Here is a 22,197-nt window from a genome sequence, read left to right as displayed (position 1 = left end):
TATTCGGTCGTCACGGTGCTGCAACGGCTACCGGATGCCGCTGGGCTCCGGAAGCGGCCGGCCCTGCTTCGCGCTGTCGGCGGCTTCCCCCGGCTCCGGCAGGCGCAAGCGCTTCAGCAGGAGGGCGTTCACGGCGACGATGACGCTGGAACCGGACATGGAGATCGCGGCGATCTCGGGGCTGAGCATGATGCCGAAGGCGGGGTAGAAGACGCCAGCGGCGATCGGCAGCGCGATGACGTTGTACCCGATCGCCCATGCCAGGTTCTGGCGCATCTTGCGCACCGTGCCCTTGCCGATGGTCAGCGCGATCGGGACATCGAGCGGGTCGGAGCGCATCAGCACGACGTCGGCGGTCTCGATGGCGACGTCGGTGCCGGCGCCGATGGCGATGCCCAGGTCGGCTTGGGCCAGCGCGGGGGCGTCGTTCACGCCGTCCCCGACCATCGCCACCCGCTTGCCGGCCTTCTGCAGCTCCCTCACCCGTGCGGACTTGTCGCCCGGCAGCACCTCCGCGATGACGGTGTCGATGCCGAGCCGGGCGGCGATTCGCTTGGCGGTCGCCTCGTTGTCGCCGGTCAGCATGACGACCTCGATGCCGGCTTCGTGCAGGGCCGCCACAGCGGGGGCGGCGGTTTCGCGGGCGGCATCGGCCAGGGCGATGACGCCGGCGGCCTTGCCGTCGACAGCGACGAGCACCGCGGTGCGGCCGGTCGAGGCGAGGGCCTCCCGCTCCTCGTCCACGGGTGCCATGTCGATGCCTTCGGCGACCATCAGCTTCCGGTTGCCGACGAAGACCTTCCTGCCGTCCACGGTTGCCCCGGCGCCGTGTCCGGGAACGTTCCTGAACGCGGTGGCAGCCGTCGATCGGACGCCACGGGCGGCGGCAAAGTTGACAACGGCGCCGGCCAGCGGATGCTCCGACTCGCGTTCGACCGCGGCGACAAGGGCCAGCAGCTCGTCCTCGTCGAGGCCATGCGCGATGAAGTCCGTGACCTCCGGCTCACCCTTGGTCAGTGTGCCGGTCTTGTCCATCACGACGATGTCGATGCCGGACGCGGTCTCCAGTGCGGTGGCGTTCTTGAACAGGACGCCGCGCTTGGCACCGAGACCCGTGCCGACCATGATCGCCGTCGGCGTGGCCAGGCCGAGGGCATCGGGGCAGGTGATGACCACGACGGTGATCGCGAAGAGGATGGCCTGCGGAACGCCCGCGCCGGCGAGCCACCACGTGAGGAACGTGGCCGACCCTCCGATCAGCGCGACGAGCACGAGCCAGAACGCTGCCCGGTCCGCCAGCCGCTGGCCCGGGGCCTTCGAGTTCTGTGCCTCCTGGACGAGGGCGACGATCTGCGCCAGTGCGGTATCCGCCCCGACTCTGGTCGCCCGGACTCGCAAAGTTCCGGTGGTGTTCACCGAGGCGCCGATCACCTCGGCACCCGCAGACTTGGCGACCGGCAGGCTCTCGCCCGTCACCATGGATTCGTCGATCTCCGACTCGCCCGTCTCGACCACGCCGTCCGTGGGGATCTTCGAACCCGGACGCACCAGCATCAGGTCCCCGGGCATCACCTCGGCGGTGGGAAGCTCGATGGTCTCCCCGTCGCGGATCACCAAAGCTCTCGAGGGCGCCAGTTCCAGCAGCGTCCGCACGGCGTCATTGGCTCCGCCCCTGGCCCGCATCTCGACCCAGTGGCCCAGCAGCACGAACGTCGCCAGGACGGTGGCGGCCTCATAGAAGACCTCGCCGCCACCGGTCAAGGTGACGATGAGGCTGTAGAGCCACCCGGCCCCCACACCGACGGACACGAGGACCATCATGTCCAGAGTCCGTGCCCTCAGCGCGCGGTAGGCCCCGTCGAAGAAGATCCAGGCCGAGTAGAAGATCACCGGCAGGGACAGGATGAGCGCGAAGACGTCGTCGCGCAGGCCGAACGGGGCAGGGACGGTGAAGCGCAGCACTTCACGCCCGATGGGGGACCACAGCGTGATCGGCACCGACAGGATCGCCGCGACCAAGAACCGGTTCCGCATGTCGCGGATCATCGACCCCATTGATACGCCGTGGCCGCCTCCGTGACCCATGACCTCTTGCGCGTCCTGGGTGACAGGCTGGCGATTACCCGCCGGCGTGGTGCCGGCATGACCGGCGTGGGCCGAGCCGTCGGCCCGCTCACCGCCAGCGCCGTCATCCATCGGATCGCAGATGTGGTCAGGCACGGACTGGCCTGAGCAGTGATAGCCGCAGTCGCGGATCCACTCGGTCAGGTCAGCGATCGACGTGACCTTCGGGTCGAAGGTGACGTTCGCGCTCTGTGACACCGGATTCGCTTCCACACTCACCACACCCGGCCGACGGGACAGGCCGGCCTCCGCGACGGACTTCGACGATGCCCAGTGGACACCCGCCACTTCCATGACAGCGGTCTGCGTCTTCTCACTCATGGCGCCTCGTTCCCCTCAGGAATCGGCCGTTCTTCATCACCCGAGGCTGACGCCCCGATCATCAGAGTGCCAGCGCAGCAGTCGCCGGTGAGCGGTTCACGAGCGGATAGCCGGCCCCAACTGCGTCGGCTCGGATGGTGCGACGTGCCCACGAAGGGCACTTCGACCTCAGAGCGTCGACAGCATCTGCTGCATCTCGGCGATCTCGGCCTCTTGATCCGCAACGATCTGCTCGGCCAACGCGAGCGCCTGAGTGTTCTCGCCGTCCTGCAGCTCTGTCTGTGCCATCTCCACGGCGCCCTCGTGGTGCGCGACCATGAGCTCGAGGAACTGGCGATCGAAGTCGGCTCCGGAGAGGCCCTCGAGATCGGCCATCGCCTCTTCCTGGCTCATGCCGTTCATGTCCATGCCGCCGTGGTCCATCCCGGCCATGGGCGTGGACTCCTCGCCCCAGGCGCTGAGCCAAGCGTTCATCTGCTCGATCTCGGGCCCCTGGGCTGCGGAGATGCGCTCCGCGAGAGACCGCACCTCTTCGCTCTCCGCTTGCTCGACGGCAAGGTCGGCCATCTCGATGGCACCCTCGTGGTGGACGATCATCATCTGGGCGAACATGGTGTCCGCGTCGTTGTGGCTCTCGCTGGCCTCCCCAGCTGCTGGCGCAGTCGATGCACCACTCGTCGGTGTCGCGCCTGGCGTCGCGCTCCCTCCGCCGCTGCACGCTGCGAGCGTGAGGGACACCACGATGGCGGTGCCGGCGACGACACCGAGGTTGCGCATGTTCTTCATCATCTTCATCTCTCCTTGACGAGTGTTCGCAGTGCAGGGTGTCCGCGCGACCGAACCGTGCAGCGGGTCGGTGAGGGAAACCGGCTTCACCCCGGGGCCCGAGCGACCGCACTGAGCTTCGCTCTCATGTCTATCGGGGATCGGGAGCCAGTGGGCCAGCATCGACCCTGTCTTCACCGAACCTTCATGATCCGGTCGCGGCGGCTCCGCCGGCTCCGGGGCGGCTGGTCACCACGGGCAGCTCGACGACGAGCACGGTTCCCCGAGCCGGCCCGTCGCTACGGGCGCTGACTGAGCCGCCGTGGGCATCCGTGATCGACCGGGCGATCGACAGCCCGACCCCCGAGCCACCGTGGGCCCGGTCGCGCGCGGTGTCCACTCGGTAGAAGCGATCGAAGATGCGCGGCAGGTGCTCCGGAGGGATGCCCTCACCGTCGTCGCGCACGGTAATCCGAAGCCGGTCGCCGACGCGTGCTGCACCGAGGCGCACGTGGCCACCGGGCGGGGTATGCCGCAGCGCGTTGTCCAGGAGGTTGGTGAGAACCTGGCCCAGCCGGTCGACATCCGCGTCGAGCAGGGCAGTCGCTGCGCTGGGTGCGACATCCACGCTGAACCGGACGCCGGCGTCGGCGGCGCGTCCGACGATCTGAGCGGCAGCGTCGTCGAGAAGCCGGCGTGCGGGCACGCGCCTTCGCCGCATGGCAAGCCGACCCTCCTCGGCCGTCGTGACCAGGGTGATGTCCTGGCTGAGGCGGGTGAGACGTGCGACCTGTGCCCGCAACATCTCAATGGTCGGTTCGTCGGCGTGGGCGACGCCGTCGCGAATGGCTTCCAGATAGGCCTCCAAGATGGCAGCAGGTGTCCGCATCTCGTGAGCGAGCTCGCCGAGCATGCGGGTGCGGGCGGCCTCTACCCCGGCAAGGTCGGCCGCCATCGTGTTGAAGGCCCTGGCCAGCTCGTCGAAATCCGAGCCCATGCCGATCAGCGGGGCGCGAGCGGAGTAGTCACCGACCGCAACCTGCTCGGCTGCGCGGCGGACCCCGATGAGCCGACGCTGGATCCGGCGGGCAAGGAACGCGCTGACGACGATCGAGCTGACCGCTGCGGCGACCAGCGCCAGCCCCAGGCTCAACCCAGAGGCGGTGCCGTACGCCTCTCCCGCGTGCCGATTCACAGCCGGGTCGGCGGTGCCGGACTCGAGCAGGTGTGCTTCGAAGATGGGTGGCCCGATTGCCGAAGCCACGGCCCAGGCCGTCAGAGAACCGGCGAGCACTGCGACGGCGATCGCGGCGAGCAGCCGACTGCTCAGCCCCCACGGAGGCCGCAGCACGCCATCATCGAGCACCGCCGAGCCGTTCACCGGCCCGTCCCCATGCGGTAGCCGACACCGCGCACCGTGCAGATGAAGTCGGGCGCGGCGGGGTCGTCGCCGAGCTTGCGGCGCACGTGCGCGACATGCACGTCGACGAGATGCTCGTCCCCGACCCAGTCCGGTCCCCAGACCGCATCGATGATCTGTCTGCGTGAGCAGGCGAGCTGGGGACGGCTGGCGAGCGTCATCAGGACGTCGAACTCCGTCTTCGTGAGTCGCACCGGCTCGCCAGCGACGAGAACCTCCCGTCCCCCCGGGTCCAGCGTGAGCGCGCCGAACGTCAGCGGCGAACTCGCCGCCCACCGCGCACCCCCACGCGGCCGACGCAGCATCGTCTTCACGCGCGCGACCAGCTCGCGTGGGCTGAACGGCTTGGTGATGTAGTCGTCCGCGCCGGCCGAGAGGCCGACCAGCTTGTCGAGCTCCACGGCGCGGGCAGTGAGCATCACGACGTAGCAGTCGGAGAACGTCCGCAGCGCGCGGCATACCTCGATGCCGTCGGCGCCCGGAAGCCCAAGGTCGAGCACCACGACGTCTGGATCCCACTCGCGCGCGATCGAGAGCGCCTCAGCGCCGTCACCCGTGGTCTGGACGGCGAACCGGCTCCGCTGGAGATACGTCTCGACGAGCCGGGCCAGCGGCTCCTCGTCCTCGACGACCAAGACACGGAGACCAGGCTCGGTAGGAGTCATCATGGCCTCATCCTGCCCGGCTCTCGCAGCGGCAAGCCACCGGCGAGACTACCTGCGGCTGTCGTAGACACGCGACCGCGAGTCGCGCTGTGGAAACCGGATGAGCGCCACCGCCACTCAGGCAGTGAGGAGGGCACGCACGCGCTCGGCGCCGCTTGCGAGCAGCAGCGTCGGGATGCGAGGCCCGTCTCCCGGCCGACCAACAGCCGGTACAGCAGTGCGAAGAAGAGCGTAAGTCGCGGACCCTCACCATCTAGCGGTGCCGCACTGGCACGCGTACGTCATCCGTAGTGCCTAATGTCAAGATGCTCGCGAAAGTTGATCGCGTGCCTCATCTGAATTTGCTCGCGAAACGGTCTGGCTGAGGACGTCGGTCTTGGCGGCGGCGAGGTGGATGAGGCGGGTCTGGATGTCGACGATGCGGCGGGTGAGCTCGGCCGGGTTTGTCGCGTCGAAGATCCCCTCGAGTTCGGCTCGTTTGGCGTCGGTGAGCACGCCGCTGTCGATCACCCGCTGGAACGGGGTGCGGGGCTTGTCGTAGACGCGGGTGGCTTTGCCGTTGCGGTTGACGCGCCAGCCGACCGCTTTGGTGGTGGCGGTGAACATGTTGAAGCGGATCCGGACCAGGTCGTAGAGCTCGTTCAGCAGGCGTAGCTCCATCGCGGTGTCGTAGCGGTAGTGGAACACGAACCGGCGGACGATGTCGGCGTTCTTCTGCTCCACGTGCGCGTTGTCGTTGGAGTGGTACGGGCGGGCTCGGGTGAAGAACAGGTCGCGTTCGCCGGCCCAGTTGATCAGGGCGTCGTTGATGAACTCGCCGCCGTTGTCGCTGTCGATGCCGATCAGCGGGAACGGCAGCCGCTGCTCGATCAGTGGCATCGCTTCGAGCACCCAGCGGTGTGCGCCGTTCTTCAGCGCCCGGTTCTCGGTCCAGCCGGTATGCACGCAGGTGACCGTCAGCGAGCGGCAGAACTCGCCCTTGAGGGTCGGCCCGCAATGCAACACCAGGTCGAGCTCGCAGAAGCCCGGTGCCTGCTCGTGCTCGTCGCCGGCCTTGCGGACCTGGATCGAGTTGCGCAGCAACGGGCCCGGCTTGGTGCCCGAGATGCCGGTCAACCGCATCCCGTCACGGGTGGGCTTCAGCAGCCGGTCGATCGTCGCGCCCGAGACGGTCAGCAGCTGCGCGCGCGTGTGATCGTCGAGTCGGTGCGTGTCCTCGCCGAACTCGCCGTGCTGCTCAAGCTTGGGCAGCCAGAGCGCCATCGTCGCGGCCAGGTACTTTCCCGAGGGCTGTCCGGCGAGCATCCAGATCCGGATCAGCAGGCGGAGCGTGTCATAGCCATACGTGCGCGGCCGTGGCGTGCGCCGCACGGCCCGTTGCGGCCCCTTCCGCTCGCTGGCAGCTTGCACCTGCCGGCGAGCGTTGGCGCGTGACCAGCCGGTCGTCGCGACCAGCGCGTCGAGCATTCGCCCGCGCTCCTTCTTCGCCGCCGTCGCGTACTCGCGCGCGTACTTCTTGGTGATCTCACGCCTGGTCGCCATCGACAGCTCAGAGCCCATCCCGCCAGCACACCGCAGCGCCCCAACGATGACCAGCGTTTCGCGAGCAAAACCCAAATGAGGCATGCACCCCATTACGCGAGCACTCTAGGTGAGTCTTGTCGTCATCTTGGTCGACTCGTCGTCGTACGCCACAATGATCGTGAGGTCCTTGCCGCAGCTCATCTCGTAGGGGTAGTACTCGGCTCCACCGGAGCCGTCGGCCCCACCGGCCGCGCCGGAGCAGGCTTGGAGCGCCCGCCGTCGGGCTCCTCGAGGACCACCTACTCCACTGCGTCGCCCACGCCGCCCGTGCCGGCGACGACGTCGCCGAAGAGAGGATACGCAGCATCGCGAGCTATCGGACGACTCATCCGCTGAACCGCTCGATGCCGCACAACCGGTCGACCTGAAAGGCAGTGCCCGCTCAAATCGGGCGGGCACTGCCTTTCAGGAGGCTCAGGTGATGTCGATGAACACCGGCGCCGACCCACCGATGTCAACACCGGCGATCACGGTATTGAAGCCGGACCAGCCACCATGCACCGCACGGCCACCGCCGATGTAGATGCCAATGTGCGCGCGCCCCACACCGCCGTCGGCGTAGTAGATGACATCACCGGGCGAGGCGGCCGACATCGGAATCGTCGGGCCGAGGTTGAACAGCGAATTCATCCCCGAGTACGGCAGTCCCGCGGCGGCGATCGCGCGGCGCACCATGGCCACGCAGTCCTGTGAGATGCCGACCTGCGCGATCGCAGCCTCCGCGATGACGCTGCCGGAAGCTCCCGCCGCTGAGGCAGTCGAGGCCTGTGCGGGTTCGGACTGCGCTGCGCTGGGCGCCGCAGTGCCGCCGCCCGCGGTGCCGCCGCCCGCGGTGCCGGCCGTCGCTGCCGCTCGGGCCTGCTCCTCTCGTTCCATCTCCGCTTCGAGTTCCGCGCGGATCTGGGAGAGCTGCTCGGCCGTGGTCGCCTGCACATCGAGGCGCTCGTCGCTGAGTCCGTTGCCTCCAGCGGTGACGACACCCGACACGGTCTGCGCGTTCGCGCTGAGAGCCGACGGCAGTTGCTCAGCGCCGGTGTCCGCGGCGAACGCCGGCAGCGCGAGCGGTGTCGCAAGGGCGGCGGCGATGGCGATGACACCAATGCGCCGGGCCCCGCGCACGACGGCGGCACGGGTCATGCGCGCATCTTCGCGCGGCTTGAGGTTGTTCGTAGAGGTCGTCACAGGCAGCTTCTCCCTAGGTTCGAGTGCCGGGGCACAGGAGTCGACGTTACCAATCCGTTACCTACTTGTCACCTGACACGCAGATTGGGCGCCGCTGACCGTGCTATTCAGCCGGTCGCGACATTCATAGGAACCGTCAATACGCTCACGAGTGATGCCCATCCGGCCAAGGCGGAACTCCGTGCGCAGCCCGGGCATCCTGCCAAGCCCAGTGTGGGGCCGAATCCTCGCCCGAGAGGTTCGTTGCGCGCCTCAGGCCGCCGATGACGGACACCTTCGGGGTGGGTTCGATTGTCTGAGCGGATTCCTGGAGGATTGATGAGGGGCACCGGACGTGTTCTCTTGACGGTGACGGCGGCGCTGAGTGCACTCGTACTCGCCGGCTGTGCGAGCGCAGCAGGCGTTGCCGGCCAAGTTGGGGATGCTGGATACATCGCGGGTGACGGCATCGTGACGGAGATCGCGGCCGAAGATCGAACCGAGCCCGGGGCCTTCAGTGGCCCCTTGGCCAGCGGAGGCGAGTTCGACTCCGCTGCGCTCGAGGGCATCACGCTCGTGAACTTCTGGTACGCAGCCTGCCCGCCCTGCCGGGTCGAGGCACCTGTGCTGGCAGAGCTGCATGCCGAGTTCGGCGATCGCGTGGACTTCATCGGCGTCAACGTGCGCGACGGCGCCGCGCAGGCCATGTCCTTCGAGGAGGAGTTCGGCATCGAGTACCCCTCGATCCTCGATGACCAATCTGCACAGGGACAGCTTGCCTTCACCGGCATCATCGCTCCCAATGCGGTGCCTTCGACGATCATCCTCGACGCCGAGGGCCGGGTGGCCGCTCGCGTCTCCGGCGCCGTCACCGACACCAGCATCCTCTCAACCCTCCTGCAGGAGGAACTGGAGCGATGAGCCTGACCGTTCTCCAGAGCGTCGCACTGGATCCCGGAGGCGCCGTGCTCAGCGGCCAGTTGCTGATCTCCGTACCGATCGCGCTGCTGGCCGGCATCGTCTCCTTCGCCAGCCCCTGCATCCTTCCGCTGGTCCCTGGCTATCTGGGCCTGATGGGCTCACTCGTCGGCGAGGAGGGCGGCCGAGCCAGACTCATCACCGGCGTGGCGCTCTTCGTTGCCGGCTTCACCGCCGTGTTCGTGCTCGGCACCGCGCTCGTCGGCGTCGTCAGCTCGTTCCTGCTCGCATGGTCAGCGCTGCTCGTGCGGATCCTCGGGGTGCTGCTGATCCTGCTCGGCCTGGTATTCATCGGGCAGCTCCGGTTCCTCCAACGCGTCTGGAAACCGCAACAGCTGAAGGCCGGCGGCATGTGGACAGCGCCCCTGGTGGGCGTCATCTTCGCGCTCGGCTGGACCCCGTGTTCGGGCCCCACGCTCGCCGCGATCAGCGCGCTCACGGTCACGACCGGCAGCGCCTGGCAGGGCGCGATCCTCGGCCTCGCCTACGCCTTGGGCCTGGGCATCCCGTTCCTGCTGCTCGCAGTGGGGCTCGGCTGGATGGGCTCGGCGATGGCGTGGATGCGCCGACATGTCCGGGCGATCAACATCGGCGGAGGGGTGACCCTGATGATCATCGGCGTGCTCATGGTCACCGGCGCCTGGGACGCGATCATGAACGAGATGCAAGGATGGATCGCCTCGTATGTCACGATCATCTAGCCCCGCTCGTGCCGCCGCAGACCCGCTGCGGCCCGGTGATCACATCGACGCCCCCGAGCCCGCCGAGCGCACCGGCAGCGGGCCGAAGCTCGGCATCGTCGGCTGGCTGCGCTTCCTGTGGCGGCAGCTCACCTCGATGCGCACCGCCATCGTGCTGCTGCTACTGCTCGCGGTCGGCGCCATCCCCGGCAGCCTCGTGCCGCAGCGCTCGAGCGACCCCAACGGCGTCATCCAGGTGCGCGCCGACAACCCCGACCTGGTCTGGCTCTACGACGCGCTCTCGCTCCACGACGTCTACTCGAGCCCGTGGTTCTCGGCCATCTACATCCTGCTGTTCACCTCCCTGGTCGGCTGCGTCATCCCACGCCTCATGCACCACTGGAAGGCCATGCGCGCGCTACCGCCGCGCACCCCCGCCCGCCTGTCTCGCCTCGTCGGCTTCCAGACCGTCCCGGGCGACGCATCCGACCTCGACCGCGCGGATGGGGTGCTCAAGAAGCTCGGCTACCGCACGACCCGCTACGGCGACTCGGTCTCCGCCGAGCGCGGCTACCTGCGCGAGACCGGCAACCTGCTGTTCCACATCTCGCTGCTCGCGATGATCCTGGTCGTCGGGCTCGGCTCAGGCTTCGGCTACAACGGACAGCGGCTGCTGGTCGAGGGGCGCGGCTTCGCGAACACGCTCTCGAGCTACGACACCTTCAGCGGCGGGCAATGGTTCGACGACGCGACGCTCGAACCCTTCTCCGTCCGCCTCGACGACCTGGACGTGGTGTACGAAACCGAAAACCGCAACGCCATGGGCGCCCCCCTCGACTTCACCGCACACGTCACCGTCACCGACCCGACCGGCGATCACGCTGCGCAGATCAAGGTCAACGAACCGTTGGCCGTCATGGGCGCGGATCTCTACCTGATCTCGAACGGCTACGCGCCGCGCATCTCGGTGCGCGACGCCGACGGCAATCTCGTCTACGACGAGTACACGCCCTTCCTCGCGCAGGACGACCTGATGACAAGCCTGGGCGTGATGAAACTACCGGATGGCCTCGAGGGGCAGCTGGGCCTGCGCGGCTTCTTCTACCCGACCGCGGTGCAGCTCGAGACGGGGGCACTCGCCTCCGGCTACACCGATCTGCTCAACCCCGTGCTCTCCCTGCAGGCCTTCACCGGCGACCTCGGGCTCGACGAAGGCATCCCCCGCTCCGTCTATGCGCTCGACACCGACGACATGACGCAGATCGCCGGCGGCGCCTCGGGCACGGACGCGCTCATGCTCGCGCCACGTCAGACGGTCGAGATCCCCGGCGGACTCGGCACCATCACGTTCGAGGACGTCGTGCGCTACGGCGTCATCGAAGTGCACGTCGACCACACCCAGACGCCCGTGTTCTGGATCGCCATGACACTCGTGGTCTCGCTGCTCGGCTCGCTCCTCATCCCACGCCGTCGCCTGTGGGTGAAGGCGACGCCTGCCGGGCTCGAACTTGCCGGGCTCGCTCGCGGCGAAGACCCCACGCTCGAACGGGCAGTCGACGACCTCGCCCGACGACTCCGTTCACCACAGGCGCAGACCGGCGACTCTCAGCCACCAGGAAGGACCTCAGAATGACCACCGATCAGTGGGATGCGGCCGCGCTCCTTGCCGTCTACTCCGCCATGGCCATCTACACGCTCGCCTTCATCGCGTTCGCAGTCGACCTCGCCAGACGCTCGGCAGCTAAGCCGGTCGAGGCCAAGGAACTGGTCGGTGCAGGCGCCAGTTCAGCAGCCGAATCGGCGATGGAAGCACCCGTGGCCGGCGCCAGTCGTGGTGCCCGGATCGGCTACGTGCTCACCGTGCTGGGATGGGCCGTGCACCTCGCCGGAACGGTGATGCGCGGGATCGCGGCCGGCCGCGTGCCATGGGCGAACATGTACGAGTTCGCACTCACCGGCATTGCCGTCATCGTCGGCGTGTTCGTCCTCTCACGCCTCTGGCGCGATCTGACCTACCTCGGCGTCTTCATCACCGGCCTCGCAGTCGTGTTCCTCGGCGCGGCCACCGTCAACTTCTACGTCCCACCGGTCCCGCTGCCCCCAGCACTGCAGACCTACTGGCTCGTCATCCACGTCTTCGTCGCCACCCTTGCGACGGGCTTCTTCTCCCTCGGGGCAGGACTGAGCGTCCTGCAGCTGGTCAAGGAACGCCGCGCAAACGGCTTCCTGCGTTCACTCCCGAGCGCGGATCATCTCGAAGATCTGAGCTACCGCGTCGGCGTGATCGGCTTCATCTTCTGGACGTTCACACTCATCGCTGGCGCCATCTGGGCGGAGCACGCCTGGGGCCGTTACTGGGGCTGGGACACCAAGGAGGTCTGGACCTTCATCATCTGGGTCCTCTACGCCGGCTACATCCACGCACGCGCAACTCGAGGCTGGCGCGGCTCACGGTCCGCATGGCTGCAGATCATCGGCTTCGCCGCGATCATCTTCAACTTCGCCGTCGTCAACCTCTTCTTCACCGGGCTCCACGCATACTCCGGCCTGACATCCAACTAGAGGTCCGCTTCGGCCTCACCGGTGACGGGCTGTCGCTCTCACAGCTGTCACCCGGACAACGTAGTCTCGTGCTCGCGTTGTTCTACCTTGTCGTGGACCGGAGAACCACTCCGTGCTGGATCAACCCGAAGAGAACCTCGACAACGAAACCATCGCGTCCAAGCTCGTGCCAGCGATTCATGAAGCCGCAGGGCGCAGACAGACGATCGTCGTTACTCACAACGCCAACCTCGCCATCGTCGGTGACGCCGATCAGATCGTGCACTGCCAAATGAACGATCGACGCTTCACGGTGAACAGTGAGAGCATCGCCGAACTCGACGTGGCGAAATTCGCGCTCAACGTCCTCGAAGGAACCAAGCCAGCTTTCGACAACCGACGACACAAGTACGAAGCGTTCCCCGAGCTGTCCTGATCCCTGGACCTCTCGATGCTTGTGCGTCACCGATCAGATGCGTTCGACCCGTCGTCCTCGATGAGCCCAGCCTCGACAAGCGCCGCCCGCACGACCTTGCGGTCCACACCCATCCGCCGCCCGATCGCCCGCGTCGAGACGCCTGCTCGCCCGAGGCGCACGGCCTCCGCCCTTTCCTCAATACCCAACCCTGGACGACGGCTCGGCACGTTCCGGCGACGAAGGTGGGAGAACACCGTGGCGCGGTGGACGCCGTACCGCTCGGCGAGCGCCTTGACGCCCATCCCGGTCAGGTAGTCGCCGACGAGAGCATCTACCTCCATGGCGGTGAGAAAAGTTTGAGCGGTCTCGACAGTCCTCACGACAGCGCCACGACCGTCTTTCGGGGCGCTATCCCGGGGACGCCGCGAGATCTCGTAGACCCCACGATTCAAGCGGTTGACAAGAGTTTTCGTCTTGGGTGCGGTGTTGCCGAACGCGCTACCCAGGTACCCACAGACGGGTCAGGTGTGAACTTTCGACCAAGGGACCACCCTTGGAGGAAGTTCGCACCTGGCCCTATTTCTTTGCCTCGGCGGCCCACCAGGGAAAAGCATGGCGAGGGCCACACTTGCTCGGCGTGCCTACCGAGGCACAGAGACTCCCGCCGGAATCTCTAAGCGAGCGAGAGGAAGAGCTTCTCCAGCTCGTCGATGCGCTCGCCGTCGCCCGGCTCCTCGGCTAGGCACTCCTTCAGGGCGCCGGCGACCACGAGGAAACCCGCGCGGTCGACGGCCTTCGACACGGCGGAGAGCTGCTGCACGACGTCGCGGCAGTGGGCCTCGTCCTCGACCGCCGCGATGACGGCGGCGAGCTGGCCGTGCGCGCGGCGTAGCCGGTTCACGATCTTGCGCTTCGACTCCGGGTCGTGCGCCGCGGCGATATCTGGGCTGGTGCTCATCGGGTTCCTCCTGGGTTGACATCCACCATACCCCCCGGGGTATAGTTTTGATACCCCCCGGGGTATAAGAGATCCGTTGACACCGCCAGGAGGGCGAGATGTGCAGAGCTGTGAAGTGCAACGTGTGCGGGAAGACGACCTGGGCCGGTTGCGGCCAGCACGTGAGCGACGTGCGCCGCACGGTCCCGGCATCCGACTGGTGCCCCGGACGGCACACGCAGCGCGACATCGATGAGGCGAAGGCCTCGCGACCCGGCTTCCTTGCGCGCCTGTTCGGCCGCTGATCCACTGACGAGAGGACATCACCATGTGTGCACGCACCACCTGCGACCGCTGCGGCAAGCCGAGCTTGGCCGGATGCGGCCAACACGTCGAGGAGGCCCTCGAGGGCGTCCCCGCGGCCGACCGCTGCCACTGCTGACGACTACGACGACGACGACGAACAAGGAGAGCATCATGCTGCTGGAGCGCATCTACGACGAGGACCTCGCACAGGCGAGTTACGTCATCGGCTGCCAGGCAACCGGCGAGGCGATCGTGATCGACCCCCGCCGCGACGTCGACGAGTACGTGCGACTGGCCGACAAGCACGGCCTGCGCATCGCGCACGTCACCGAGACCCATATCCACGCCGACTACCTCTCAGGCACCCGCGAGCTCGCGGCGCGCACCGGTGCTCGTATGCATGTCTCCGACGAGGGCGGACCCGACTGGACCTACGGCGCCGGCTTCGACGACGCCGACCGGATGCGCGACGGCGACGAGATCGTCGTCGGGAACGTGACGCTCCGCGCGGTGCACAGCCCCGGTCACACGCCCGAGCATTTGTCGTTCCTAGTGACCGACGGCGCGCAGGCCGAGGAGCCCGGCTTCATGCTCACCGGCGACTTCGTGTTCGTCGGCGATGTCGGCCGACCGGATCTGCTCGACGAGGCGGCCGGGGGCATCGACACACGCTTCGAAGGCGCCCGGCAGCTCTTCGCGAGCCTGCGCGATCGCTTCCTGACGCTGCCCGACTACGTCCAGGTGCTGCCGGCGCACGGTGCCGGCAGCGCGTGCGGCAAGTCGCTCGGCGCGATCGCGGCGACGACGGTCGGCTACGAGCGCGCGTTCTCGTGGTGGGCTCCCTACCTCGCCGCCGAAGACGAGCGGGGCTTCGTGCGGGCTCTGCTCGACGGGCAGCCCGACGCCCACGCGTACTTCGCCCGAATGAAGTCCCAGAACCGCACGGGCCCCGCGGTGCTCCACCCGCGCGCACCGCTTCCCGAGCGGTCCACTGGGGAGGTGCAGCACCTCCTGGAGCGCGACCTCGCGATCTTGGTCGACACTCGGGACCGCCGGCAGGTGCACGACGGCACCGTGGTCGGTTCCCTCAACATCCCGGGCGCAGCGAAGGCCGCGACCTACGGGGCGTGGGTCTACGATCCGGAGGCGGAGCACCGGCCGCTCGTGCTGCTTGCCGCCGACCGGGAGGAGGCGGAGCGGATGCGCGACCACCTCGTGCGGGTCGGCATCGACGCCGTCGACGGTTTCATCCGCTCCCTCGACGGGCTCGAGCTGGTGCAGCCCCGACTGCTGCAGCCAGAAGAGCTCGACGGCCTCGTCGACGCGCACCTCGTCGACGTACGCGGCAGCTCCGAGCACGCCGCGGGCCACATTCCCGGCTCCGCACACCTCAGCGGCGGCCGTGCGCTCTGGCACCTCGACGCGCTACCCCCCGAGGGCACCGTCGTGACGTACTGCCAGAGCGGCGTGCGCAACAGCGTCGTGGCCAGCGCACTGCGGCGAGCCGGCGTCGACGTCGTCGAGCTCGACGGCTCCTACCTGGGGTGGCTGCGGACGGCCGGGCGCGAGCCTGCAAGCAACTGACCGCCGCAGATCGAACCCTCCCATGACGCTGAGCGCCACCATCGCCGTACTGGCGCTCGCCGTACTGGTCGGCATCAGCCTCGGCCTGCTGGGCGGCGGTGGCTCGATCCTCACCGTGCCCATCCTCACCGCCGTCGGCGGCGTGGACCCGCGATCCGCCATCGCGTCGTCGCTGCTCGTCGTCGGCACGACGAGCGCGATCGGCCTGCTGCAGGATGCTCGCGCGGGCCGCGTCCGCTGGCGTGTCGGCCTGGTCTTCGGAGCGGCCGGTGTCGTGGGCGCGCTCGGCGGCGGGCTGCTCGGCGGCATGCTGCCTCCGGGCGTGCTCATGGTGCTGCTCGCCGGCACGATGATCGCCGCCGCGGTGGCCATGCTTCGCCGGCGTCCTCGCCACGACCAGGCGGAGCCCGCGCGGCCGCGCATCGCTCAAGTCCTCATGCTCGGAGCAGCCGTCGGCACGCTCGCCGGGCTGGTCGGCGCGGGCGGCGGGTTCCTCATCGTCCCCGCGCTGATCCTGCTCGCCGGCCTGCCCGCATCGGCAGCGATCGGCACGTCCCTGCTCGTCATCGCTATGCAGTCGCTCGCCGGGCTCGCCGCACAGCCAGCACTGCCCGACATCCCCTGGGCGCTGGTGCTGCCCTTCACAGCAATCGCCGTCGCCGGCTCCTTCCTCGGCTCGGTGCTCACCGGCCGCATCCCCGAACAGGCACTGCGCACCGGATTCGCGGTGCTCGTGCTCGCCGTGGCCGTCGCGCTGCTCGTGCAGCAGCTCGCGCTCCACCTACCGCTCACCTGAGCGACACCCCCCATCACCGGAGAACACCATGACCAGAACCCAGCTCGTCGGCCTCGCCGGCCTCGCGCTCGCCGCCGTCACGACAGGCTGCGCGGCGACGCCCCCTGCCAGCGTCGCCCTACCAGCAGACGCCGTCGTCATCGACGTGCGCACCGCGCGCGAGTTCGCATCCGGTCACCTCGACGGCGCCGTCCTCCTCGACGTATCGAACGGCGACCTCGCCGCCGCACTGCCCTTGCTCGACCCTGATGCGCCCTACTTCGTCCACTGCAGGTCCGGCAGCCGGTCAGCCCAGGCGGTCGCGCTCATGCGCGAGGCCGGCTTCGCGGACGTCACCGACCTCGGCGCGCTCGAGAGCGCGTCCGCGGCGACCGGCCTCGCGATCGAGCGCTGACGCCGGCCCATCCGACCAACACGTATCCAAGGAGCCACCCCAAACATGACCACGCGTGACATCACCATCGAAACCATGGACTCGACCATCGCCGGCGACGGCATGGTGCTCCTCGATTTCTGGGCGGCATGGTGCGGCCCGTGCCGCGGCTTCGCGCCCGTCTTCGAGCGAGCCGCCGCCGCGAACCCCGACATCGTGTTCGGCAAGGTCGACACCGAGGACCAGCAGCAGCTGGCCGCGGCCTTCCGCATCACCTCCATCCCGACGCTCATGGCCTTCCGCGACGGCATCCTCGTCTTCTCGCAGCCCGGCGCGCTCGGTCTGGCCCAGCTCGACAGCCTCATCGCCGGCGTCCGCGCGCTCGACATGGACGACGTACGCCGCCAGGTCGCCGAGCAGCGCGCAACCGCCGAGGCCCCGTGACCTCCCGCAGCCGCGCACCGGTCTGCGCTCCGGGAAGCATCGAACGCGTCGTGCAGGCCGCCGTCGGCGCGCTGACTGGCGCGTTCGCGCTGAGCAACCTGCACGACCCGCCGCTCGCCATCGCGGCCACGCTCGGCGCTGCGTTCCTCCTCACCGGCGCAGTCCGTGGGGGGTGCCCGGCATCGCTGCTCGCGCGAGTCAGCGCCACCGCCCCGGAGCAGAACACGCTCGGCATCCCCGAAGCCCGGCAGCCGCTCGACCCGCGGAGCCCTCACTAGAGAGCAGGGTTCGGCCGCCCCTTCTCGTGCCGCGTCGCCGATTGCTCGTCGTCGAGGTGTGTGTCGTGAGCCATCGGTTAGATGACGAGGGCTTCGGAGTAGTGTGCGCCGAGGCGCACGACGTCCGGGCGCGATCGCGTGCGGATCGGCCCGAGCGGGGCCGAGCAGGATCAGTTCATCGGCCACGATCCGATGCCGTCAGCGGATCCGCTCCGGCTGGCGCCGCGGATTCCGCGCGATTTCCGCGGCGCGCCAGCGCGATCGTCCACGATGCCGGCGAGGAGCAGTAGCCCACCCGCGACATTCCACGCGATGTCATATGGCAAGAGCTCGACCCCGTACCGGATCTGGTGCAGCCGCAAGAGCTTGTGATCGACGATGCCGTCCCACAACTGGAACAGCCCGAGACCGACCAGGAAGCCTGCCCAAGCCGCCGCCCCCCGGAACGAGCGGCGGCGTCGCGCGTCGAGCATGAAGAAGAAACCGACGACGAACGCGAACAGCTCGGCCGCGTGCAACAGCCCGTCCGAGAGCAATGCGATATCCGGTGTAGCGCGGTCATAGAAATGGTGCCAGGCCAGGATCTGATGGAACACGATCTCGTCGACCGCGGACATCGTGGCTATCCCAAGCAGGAGCGCCGCCCAGTACGACCGGTTGCGCCATGGCTGCGCTGCGGTGCGCTTCGGGACAGTGCTCATGACCGTTTCTCCTTTCGCTCACCCGACCCGTTCGGCCAGGAGCTGATCGATTCCCGGCATGACGACGTGGCCGCGGCGTTCGGGGCCTGCTGGGGCCGGGACGTTCGGGCGGACCTGCCGCATGCTCCAGCGAGATTGGTGCGCCGCACCCGCAGCCCGCCGGCAAGCGATGATCCGGAAGTCGCCGGCGCGCGGCGTTGCAGGCGAGGCCCGGGAACGCAGCTGACCGCGCTTCCCGACTGAGGTCCAGCTCCCCCACCTCGGCTTGCGCGGCGCGCGGCTCGCAATAGGGGACAGCATCGACATGCGCCCAGCGTTGCACCCCATGCTTTTTGCGCGCTCGCCGGACGTCCGCGAACTCCCGGCGCCGATGACCACGTCGAAGACGCTCCACAGCGAATCGAAGGCCGACACCAGGCCGAGCTCGGGAGTGCCGCGGTCGTAGAAGTGGTGCCAGTGCAGCAACTGGTGGAAGACGGTCTCGTCGATGAATGCGACGAGGCCCACCCCGAACAGCACCCCCGACCAGGCCTTCCGTCCCGAGGTGCGGCTTCACTCGAACCAATCCTGCGGCTCGCGCGTCGTTCGGTCTGCAGTGGGGTCTAGCTGTCCACGGCGCGGTCCGCTACCACTCGACGCCGGTGCATGATCGGCTTCGCCGAAACCCTCGGCGCCCTCGTCTTTGACGAAGCACGGTGGCCAGATTCCAGCGGCGAAGCGGTCGTAGGGGGCTAGGCCGACCCTGGATCGCGCCTGCGCGTGTCGAGCGCGGGGGTGCTGTCGCTTGTGCGGACTCGACCGGGCGGGGCTGCGCTGTCCTTGCTACGGTCGCGGGGATGTGGTGCACTTACACCCTTCGGACGCGGCTGGCAGCAGGATGCGGTGTCTCGTGGTTCAAGAGTTTCGTCGTCAAGCTTCGGCCAGTTCATGGCGTGCGCCCCTGGCCGCCTTGTCCGCATCGTGGCCGGCAGCGGCCTCGGCGCCTGGGGCCTCTCGAGGGGCGGCACCGGCGGCTACGCGCTCGCCGCCGGTGGGTCTGGTCCCGCTTGCAGCTGGCGCCTCCGACCGGCGCGTGATCACCGGGCGCGCCGAGGGCCGCTGGACGGGAACCAGCGTGAGGGCGTGTGGCTGAGATGACCGGCGACCGAGTCCGAGCACACACTTCGGAAGAAATACAGGCCGGCATCGACCGCGAAGCTAGCCGACGCGTCGAGCACCTGGCAGGCGCCTCTGAGCAACAGCTCACCGCTCGGCTGGACGAGCTCAGCCGAGAGTGGGATGTTGAGCGGGCGCTCGAAGTCAACGCATCCACGCTCATCCTGGTTTCCGCGACGATCGCGGCCGTGAAGACCCGCAGTGGGTGGTTCCTGCTGCCAGCCGTCGTAGCGGCCTTCCTACTTCAGCACGGGCTACGAGGCTGGTGCCCTCCCCTCCCGCTGCTACGCCGGCTGGGCTTTCGCAGCCTGCGAGAGATCGACGCCGAACGCACCGCGGATCGACTGCTGCGCGGTGACCTCCGATCGCCTTCGGACGTGCCCCAGCTTGAAGGATCGGCCGCCTGGGCGACACTCTCAACCCAAAGGGCGGGGGCGGCTCGGCAGCAGCGCTGCGCGGCGGTCATTGCTCCCGGAGTCGCCGATTTCTACGGGACACTCGTGCAGTCAGCCAAGACAGAAGCCGGACCGCAGATGAGCGCCGCCCGCAGCGCTCGGCGTACGCAGCGGAGCCGGAACGTGCCGCTCCCCGAGTCGGGCTCGGCGCGGCGGCAGTTCGTCGCCGCGATGCTGCGACACAGCTACTGGCTCTGGTGGCTTCGGCCGGAGGCGCGCCGCCTTGCGGAGATGTACGCGAGGTCTAAACCATCACCGATACTGTCTCGCCCTCCCAGATGGTGCGCCCAGTGCACCCATTGCCACGATCTACCAGAATTCTGAGTTCGCAGGGAGACTCCAACAGATTGTGCGGCAGCCACTTCTGGCAGAGGGATGGCCAGATACGGTGTCCTCGTGGCGCGGGGGAACAAGAAGCAGCGCGAGCGCGCTGTCGCTGCGGACGCGCTAACCGTGCTCGTGTGCCGTGGCGGCGACTGCGGCAGCCGGACGAAGCACCCTGACGTCGACCATGTCGGGCTGCTGCGCGAGATGAAGGAAACGGTCGCAGGGTCGGCGCGGGTCGTGCCGAGCAATTGCCTAGACGCATGCGAGCACTCGAACGTCGTCGTGGTGGTGCCGGGCGCCCGTGACAGCGAGCCAGTGTGGACCGGCGGCGTGAACGACCGCGAACTGAACACGGCGCTCTGCGAGTTTGTGCGATCAGGCGGACCGGGAGTCGCCGAGCTGCCGATCGAGGTCGAGCTGCAGCAGTTCCGTCCCTCGCGGCGAAACTGCCAGGAGTTGGACGTCGAGCGCTCGATGCCTGGTAGTTGATCACCGAGGTAGGGGCGTCAGAGGAGTGTCGAAGAGCGTCTTGGCGAGGATGCTGTGCGACGCCATCGTGGCGAGGGGTGCGACTGCGGTGATGAGGTGAGGCGCTCGATGCGGTGTCGAGTCGAGGCCGATGGCCGCGGTTGTCCGGAGGTAGCCCGCGAGGAGCAGGTGGGCGTGGACCGCCACTTGTACCAGCGAACCGGACTGCATCCAGCCGACCAGGGGTGTCGAATAGATCTGCCACAGTCCGCCGGCATTGAGACACGCTGCGGTGACGGCTCGCGGGTCGGCGGCGCGCCGCCCTCGCCCATCCACTCCGTAGTGCCTAATGTCAAGATGCTCGCGAAAGTTGATCGCGTGCCTCATCTGAATTTGCTCGCGAAACGGTCTGGCTGAGGACGTCGGTCTTGGCGGCGGCGAGGTGGATGAGGCGGGTCTGGATGTCGACGATGCGGCGGGTGAGCTCGGCCGGGTTTGTCGCGTCGAAGATCCCCTCGAGTTCGGCTCGTTTGGCGTCGGTGAGCACGCCGCTGTCGATCACCCGCTGGAACGGGGTGCGGGGCTTGTCGTAGACGCGGGTGGCTTTGCCGTTGCGGTTGACGCGCCAGCCGACCGCTTTGGTGGTGGCGGTGAACATGTTGAAGCGGATCCGGACCAGGTCGTAGAGCTCGTTCAGCAGGCGTAGCTCCATCGCGGTGTCGTAGCGGTAGTGGAACACGAACCGGCGGACGATGTCGGCGTTCTTCTGCTCCACGTGCGCGTTGTCGTTGGAGTGGTACGGGCGGGCTCGGGTGAAGAACAGGTCGCGTTCGCCGGCCCAGTTGATCAGGGCGTCGTTGATGAACTCGCCGCCGTTGTCGCTGTCGATGCCGATCAGCGGGAACGGCAGCCGCTGCTCGATCAGCGGCATCGCTTCGAGCACCCAGCGGTGTGCGCCGTTCTTCAGCGCCCGGTTCTCGGTCCAGCCGGTATGCACGCAGGTGACCGTCAGCGAGCGGCAGAACTCGCCCTTGAGGGTCGGCCCGCAATGCAACACCAGGTCGAGCTCGCAGAAGCCCGGTGCCTGCTCGTGCTCGTCGCCGGCCTTGCGGACCTGGATCGAGTTGCGCAGCAACGGGCCCGGCTTGGTGCCCGAGATGCCGGTCAACCGCATCCCGTCACGGGTGGGCTTCAGCAGCCGGTCGATCGTCGCGCCCGAGACGGTCAGCAGCTGCGCGCGCGTGTGATCGTCGAGTCGGTGCGTGTCCTCGCCGAACTCGCCGTGCTGCTCAAGCTTGGGCAGCCAGAGCGCCATCGTCGCGGCCAGGTACTTTCCCGAGGGCTGTCCGGCGAGCATCCAGATCCGGATCAGCAGGCGGAGCGTGTCATAGCCATACGTGCGCGGCCGTGGCGTGCGCCGCACGGCCCGTTGCGGCCCCTTCCGCTCGCTGGCAGCTTGCACCTGCCGGCGAGCGTTGGCGCGTGACCAGCCGGTCGTCGCGACCAGCGCGTCGAGCATTCGCCCGCGCTCCTTCTTCGCCGCCGTCGCGTACTCGCGCGCGTACTTCTTGGTGATCTCACGCCTGGTCGCCATCGACAGCTCAGAGCCCATCCCGCCAGCACACCGCAGCGCCCCAACGATGACCAGCGTTTCGCGAGCAAAACCCAAATGAGGCATGCACCCCATTACGCGAGCACTCTAGGTGAGTCTTGTCG

23 protein-coding genes and 1 pseudogene are annotated in these 22,197 nt (G+C 68.2%); 12 read left to right on the top strand and 12 right to left on the bottom strand.

Annotation, left to right across the window (positions count from 1 at the left end; all coding sequences use genetic code 11):
- Window positions 1-27 precede the first annotated feature (27 nt).
- The 6 genes from ACJJVL_RS09090 to ACJJVL_RS09065 form a co-directional block, all read right to left on the bottom strand.
- The gene (locus ACJJVL_RS09090; RefSeq protein WP_405218288.1) at window positions 28-2,445 is read right to left on the bottom strand and encodes a heavy metal translocating P-type ATPase; all 2,418 of its coding nucleotides are present in this window, start codon (window positions 2,443-2,445) and stop codon (window positions 28-30) included.
- A 168-nt stretch (window positions 2,446-2,613) separates the two neighbouring features.
- Complete coding sequence (locus tag ACJJVL_RS09085; RefSeq protein WP_405218298.1) at window positions 2,614-3,231, bottom strand: DUF305 domain-containing protein; 618 nt, start codon at window positions 3,229-3,231, stop codon at window positions 2,614-2,616.
- Window positions 3,232-3,415: 184 nt separating this feature from the next.
- The gene (locus ACJJVL_RS09080; RefSeq protein ID WP_405218286.1) at window positions 3,416-4,591 is read right to left on the bottom strand and encodes a sensor histidine kinase; all 1,176 of its coding nucleotides are present in this window, start codon (window positions 4,589-4,591) and stop codon (window positions 3,416-3,418) included.
- Complete coding sequence (locus ACJJVL_RS09075; protein WP_405218284.1) at window positions 4,588-5,298, bottom strand: response regulator transcription factor; 711 nt, start codon at window positions 5,296-5,298, stop codon at window positions 4,588-4,590. The genes ACJJVL_RS09080 and ACJJVL_RS09075 overlap by 4 nt, the downstream gene beginning before the upstream one ends.
- 297 nt (window positions 5,299-5,595) lie before the next feature.
- Window positions 5,596-6,855 (bottom strand): transposase family protein, encoded by a 1,260-nt coding sequence (locus tag ACJJVL_RS09070; protein WP_240239746.1) that lies wholly within the window; start codon window positions 6,853-6,855, stop codon window positions 5,596-5,598.
- Between the two features lie 438 nt (window positions 6,856-7,293).
- A complete protein-coding gene (locus ACJJVL_RS09065; RefSeq protein WP_405218283.1) occupies window positions 7,294-8,061 on the bottom strand; it encodes an NlpC/P60 family protein in 768 nt (255 codons plus the stop codon).
- A gap of 504 nt (window positions 8,062-8,565) precedes the next feature.
- Between ACJJVL_RS09065 and ACJJVL_RS09060 the strand changes: the two genes are divergently transcribed.
- The 5 genes and pseudogenes from ACJJVL_RS09060 to ACJJVL_RS09040 form a co-directional block, all read left to right on the top strand.
- Window positions 8,566-8,961, top strand: a complete 396-nt coding sequence (locus ACJJVL_RS09060; RefSeq protein WP_240239762.1) for a TlpA disulfide reductase family protein — start codon at window positions 8,566-8,568, stop codon at window positions 8,959-8,961.
- On the top strand, window positions 8,958-9,719 hold the full coding sequence (locus ACJJVL_RS09055) for a cytochrome c biogenesis CcdA family protein (RefSeq protein WP_240239761.1): 762 nt from the start codon (window positions 8,958-8,960) through the stop codon (window positions 9,717-9,719). The genes ACJJVL_RS09060 and ACJJVL_RS09055 overlap by 4 nt, the downstream gene beginning before the upstream one ends.
- Window positions 9,703-11,331 (top strand): cytochrome c biogenesis protein ResB, encoded by a 1,629-nt coding sequence (locus tag ACJJVL_RS09050; protein ID WP_240239760.1) that lies wholly within the window; start codon window positions 9,703-9,705, stop codon window positions 11,329-11,331. Before ACJJVL_RS09055 ends, ACJJVL_RS09050 begins: the two co-directional genes overlap by 17 nt.
- Entirely contained in the window at window positions 11,328-12,260 is a 933-nt protein-coding gene (gene ccsB / locus ACJJVL_RS09045; protein WP_405218282.1) for a c-type cytochrome biogenesis protein CcsB, read from the top strand. Before ACJJVL_RS09050 ends, ccsB begins: the two co-directional genes overlap by 4 nt.
- A pseudogene (locus ACJJVL_RS09040) lies at window positions 12,257-12,675 on the top strand (TrlF family ATPase); the annotation flags it as partial. The gene ccsB and the pseudogene ACJJVL_RS09040, both read left to right, overlap by 4 nt.
- A gap of 26 nt (window positions 12,676-12,701) precedes the next feature.
- Here the strand turns inward: ACJJVL_RS09040 and ACJJVL_RS09035 are convergent.
- Both ACJJVL_RS09035 and ACJJVL_RS09030 read right to left on the bottom strand, forming a co-directional pair.
- Window positions 12,702-13,037: a hypothetical protein gene (locus ACJJVL_RS09035; RefSeq protein ID WP_240239757.1), complete on the bottom strand. Its 336-nt coding sequence runs from the start codon at window positions 13,035-13,037 to the stop codon at window positions 12,702-12,704.
- A gap of 293 nt (window positions 13,038-13,330) precedes the next feature.
- Entirely contained in the window at window positions 13,331-13,615 is a 285-nt protein-coding gene (locus ACJJVL_RS09030; protein WP_240239756.1) for a metal-sensitive transcriptional regulator, read from the bottom strand.
- Between the two features lie 98 nt (window positions 13,616-13,713).
- On the opposite strand from ACJJVL_RS09030, the gene ACJJVL_RS09025 reads away from it, so the two are divergent.
- The 6 genes from ACJJVL_RS09025 (at window position 13,714) to ACJJVL_RS09000 (ending at window position 17,375) form a co-directional block, all read left to right on the top strand.
- Window positions 13,714-13,899, top strand: coding sequence for a hypothetical protein (locus ACJJVL_RS09025; RefSeq protein ID WP_240239755.1), 186 nt, complete (start codon window positions 13,714-13,716; stop codon window positions 13,897-13,899).
- 172 nt (window positions 13,900-14,071) lie between these two features.
- Window positions 14,072-15,484 (top strand): rhodanese-like domain-containing protein, encoded by a 1,413-nt coding sequence (locus ACJJVL_RS09020; RefSeq protein ID WP_240239754.1) that lies wholly within the window; start codon window positions 14,072-14,074, stop codon window positions 15,482-15,484.
- Between the two features lie 22 nt (window positions 15,485-15,506).
- On the top strand, window positions 15,507-16,280 hold the full coding sequence (locus ACJJVL_RS09015; RefSeq protein WP_240239753.1) for a sulfite exporter TauE/SafE family protein: 774 nt from the start codon (window positions 15,507-15,509) through the stop codon (window positions 16,278-16,280).
- A 28-nt stretch (window positions 16,281-16,308) separates the two neighbouring features.
- Entirely contained in the window at window positions 16,309-16,674 is a 366-nt protein-coding gene (locus ACJJVL_RS09010) for a rhodanese-like domain-containing protein (protein ID WP_240239752.1), read from the top strand.
- A gap of 45 nt (window positions 16,675-16,719) precedes the next feature.
- Window positions 16,720-17,097 (top strand): co-chaperone YbbN, encoded by a 378-nt coding sequence (locus ACJJVL_RS09005; RefSeq protein WP_240239751.1) that lies wholly within the window; start codon window positions 16,720-16,722, stop codon window positions 17,095-17,097.
- Entirely contained in the window at window positions 17,094-17,375 is a 282-nt protein-coding gene (locus ACJJVL_RS09000) for a DUF2892 domain-containing protein (RefSeq protein ID WP_346986698.1), read from the top strand. The genes ACJJVL_RS09005 and ACJJVL_RS09000 overlap by 4 nt, the downstream gene beginning before the upstream one ends.
- A 170-nt stretch (window positions 17,376-17,545) precedes the next feature.
- Here the strand turns inward: ACJJVL_RS09000 and ACJJVL_RS08995 are convergent, their stop codons facing one another.
- Both ACJJVL_RS08995 and ACJJVL_RS08990 read right to left on the bottom strand, forming a co-directional pair.
- A complete protein-coding gene (locus ACJJVL_RS08995; protein WP_240239749.1) occupies window positions 17,546-18,076 on the bottom strand; it encodes a DUF2243 domain-containing protein in 531 nt (176 codons plus the stop codon).
- A gap of 18 nt (window positions 18,077-18,094) precedes the next feature.
- On the bottom strand, window positions 18,095-18,595 hold the full coding sequence (locus ACJJVL_RS08990) for a DUF2243 domain-containing protein (RefSeq protein ID WP_240239748.1): 501 nt from the start codon (window positions 18,593-18,595) through the stop codon (window positions 18,095-18,097).
- Window positions 18,596-20,082: 1,487 nt separating this feature from the next.
- On the opposite strand from ACJJVL_RS08990, the gene ACJJVL_RS08985 reads away from it, so the two are divergent.
- Complete coding sequence (locus ACJJVL_RS08985) at window positions 20,083-20,502, top strand: hypothetical protein (RefSeq protein ID WP_405218280.1); 420 nt, start codon at window positions 20,083-20,085, stop codon at window positions 20,500-20,502.
- Here ACJJVL_RS08985 and ACJJVL_RS08980 read toward each other — a convergent pair whose 3' ends face one another.
- Together ACJJVL_RS08980 and ACJJVL_RS08975 are read right to left on the bottom strand one after the other, a co-directional pair.
- Window positions 20,503-20,868 carry a cytochrome c oxidase assembly protein gene (locus ACJJVL_RS08980; protein ID WP_405218279.1) on the bottom strand — a complete coding sequence of 122 codons (366 nt, stop codon included), beginning with the start codon at window positions 20,866-20,868 and terminating at the stop codon, window positions 20,503-20,505.
- Window positions 20,834-22,093 carry a transposase family protein gene (locus tag ACJJVL_RS08975; RefSeq protein ID WP_240239746.1) on the bottom strand — a complete coding sequence of 420 codons (1,260 nt, stop codon included), beginning with the start codon at window positions 22,091-22,093 and terminating at the stop codon, window positions 20,834-20,836. The genes ACJJVL_RS08980 and ACJJVL_RS08975 overlap by 35 nt, the downstream gene beginning before the upstream one ends.
- Between the last annotated feature and the right edge of the window lie 104 nt (window positions 22,094-22,197).

The sequence above is a fragment of the Agrococcus sp. Ld7 genome, from assembly GCF_045064095.1.
Taxonomy (GTDB): domain Bacteria; phylum Actinomycetota; class Actinomycetes; order Actinomycetales; family Microbacteriaceae; genus Agrococcus.
Note: the sequence above shows the minus strand (reverse complement) of the source record. Positions and strands in the feature narration are given on the sequence as shown.

Coding starts and splice junctions, on each gene's coding strand:
- ACJJVL_RS09020 (WP_240239754.1), top strand. CDS start 14,072: ATGCTGCTGGAGCGCATCTACGACGAGGACCTCGCACAGGCGAGTTAC.
- ACJJVL_RS09090 (WP_405218288.1), bottom strand. CDS start 2,445: ATGAGTGAGAAGACGCAGACCGCTGTCATGGAAGTGGCGGGTGTCCAC.
- ACJJVL_RS08975 (WP_240239746.1), bottom strand. CDS start 22,093: ATGGGCTCTGAGCTGTCGATGGCGACCAGGCGTGAGATCACCAAGAAG.
- ACJJVL_RS09010 (WP_240239752.1), top strand. CDS start 16,309: ATGACCAGAACCCAGCTCGTCGGCCTCGCCGGCCTCGCGCTCGCCGCC.
- ACJJVL_RS08980 (WP_405218279.1), bottom strand. CDS start 20,868: ATGAGGCACGCGATCAACTTTCGCGAGCATCTTGACATTAGGCACTAC.
- ACJJVL_RS09075 (WP_405218284.1), bottom strand. CDS start 5,298: ATGATGACTCCTACCGAGCCTGGTCTCCGTGTCTTGGTCGTCGAGGAC.
- ACJJVL_RS09005 (WP_240239751.1), top strand. CDS start 16,720: ATGACCACGCGTGACATCACCATCGAAACCATGGACTCGACCATCGCC.
- ACJJVL_RS08995 (WP_240239749.1), bottom strand. CDS start 18,076: ATGAGCACTGTCCCGAAGCGCACCGCAGCGCAGCCATGGCGCAACCGG.
- ACJJVL_RS09070 (WP_240239746.1), bottom strand. CDS start 6,855: ATGGGCTCTGAGCTGTCGATGGCGACCAGGCGTGAGATCACCAAGAAG.
- ACJJVL_RS09085 (WP_405218298.1), bottom strand. CDS start 3,231: ATGAAGAACATGCGCAACCTCGGTGTCGTCGCCGGCACCGCCATCGTG.
- ACJJVL_RS09050 (WP_240239760.1), top strand. CDS start 9,703: ATGTCACGATCATCTAGCCCCGCTCGTGCCGCCGCAGACCCGCTGCGG.
- ccsB (WP_405218282.1), top strand. CDS start 11,328: ATGACCACCGATCAGTGGGATGCGGCCGCGCTCCTTGCCGTCTACTCC.
- ACJJVL_RS09030 (WP_240239756.1), bottom strand. CDS start 13,615: ATGAGCACCAGCCCAGATATCGCCGCGGCGCACGACCCGGAGTCGAAG.
- ACJJVL_RS09025 (WP_240239755.1), top strand. CDS start 13,714: ATGTGCAGAGCTGTGAAGTGCAACGTGTGCGGGAAGACGACCTGGGCC.
- ACJJVL_RS09015 (WP_240239753.1), top strand. CDS start 15,507: ATGACGCTGAGCGCCACCATCGCCGTACTGGCGCTCGCCGTACTGGTC.
- ACJJVL_RS09055 (WP_240239761.1), top strand. CDS start 8,958: ATGAGCCTGACCGTTCTCCAGAGCGTCGCACTGGATCCCGGAGGCGCC.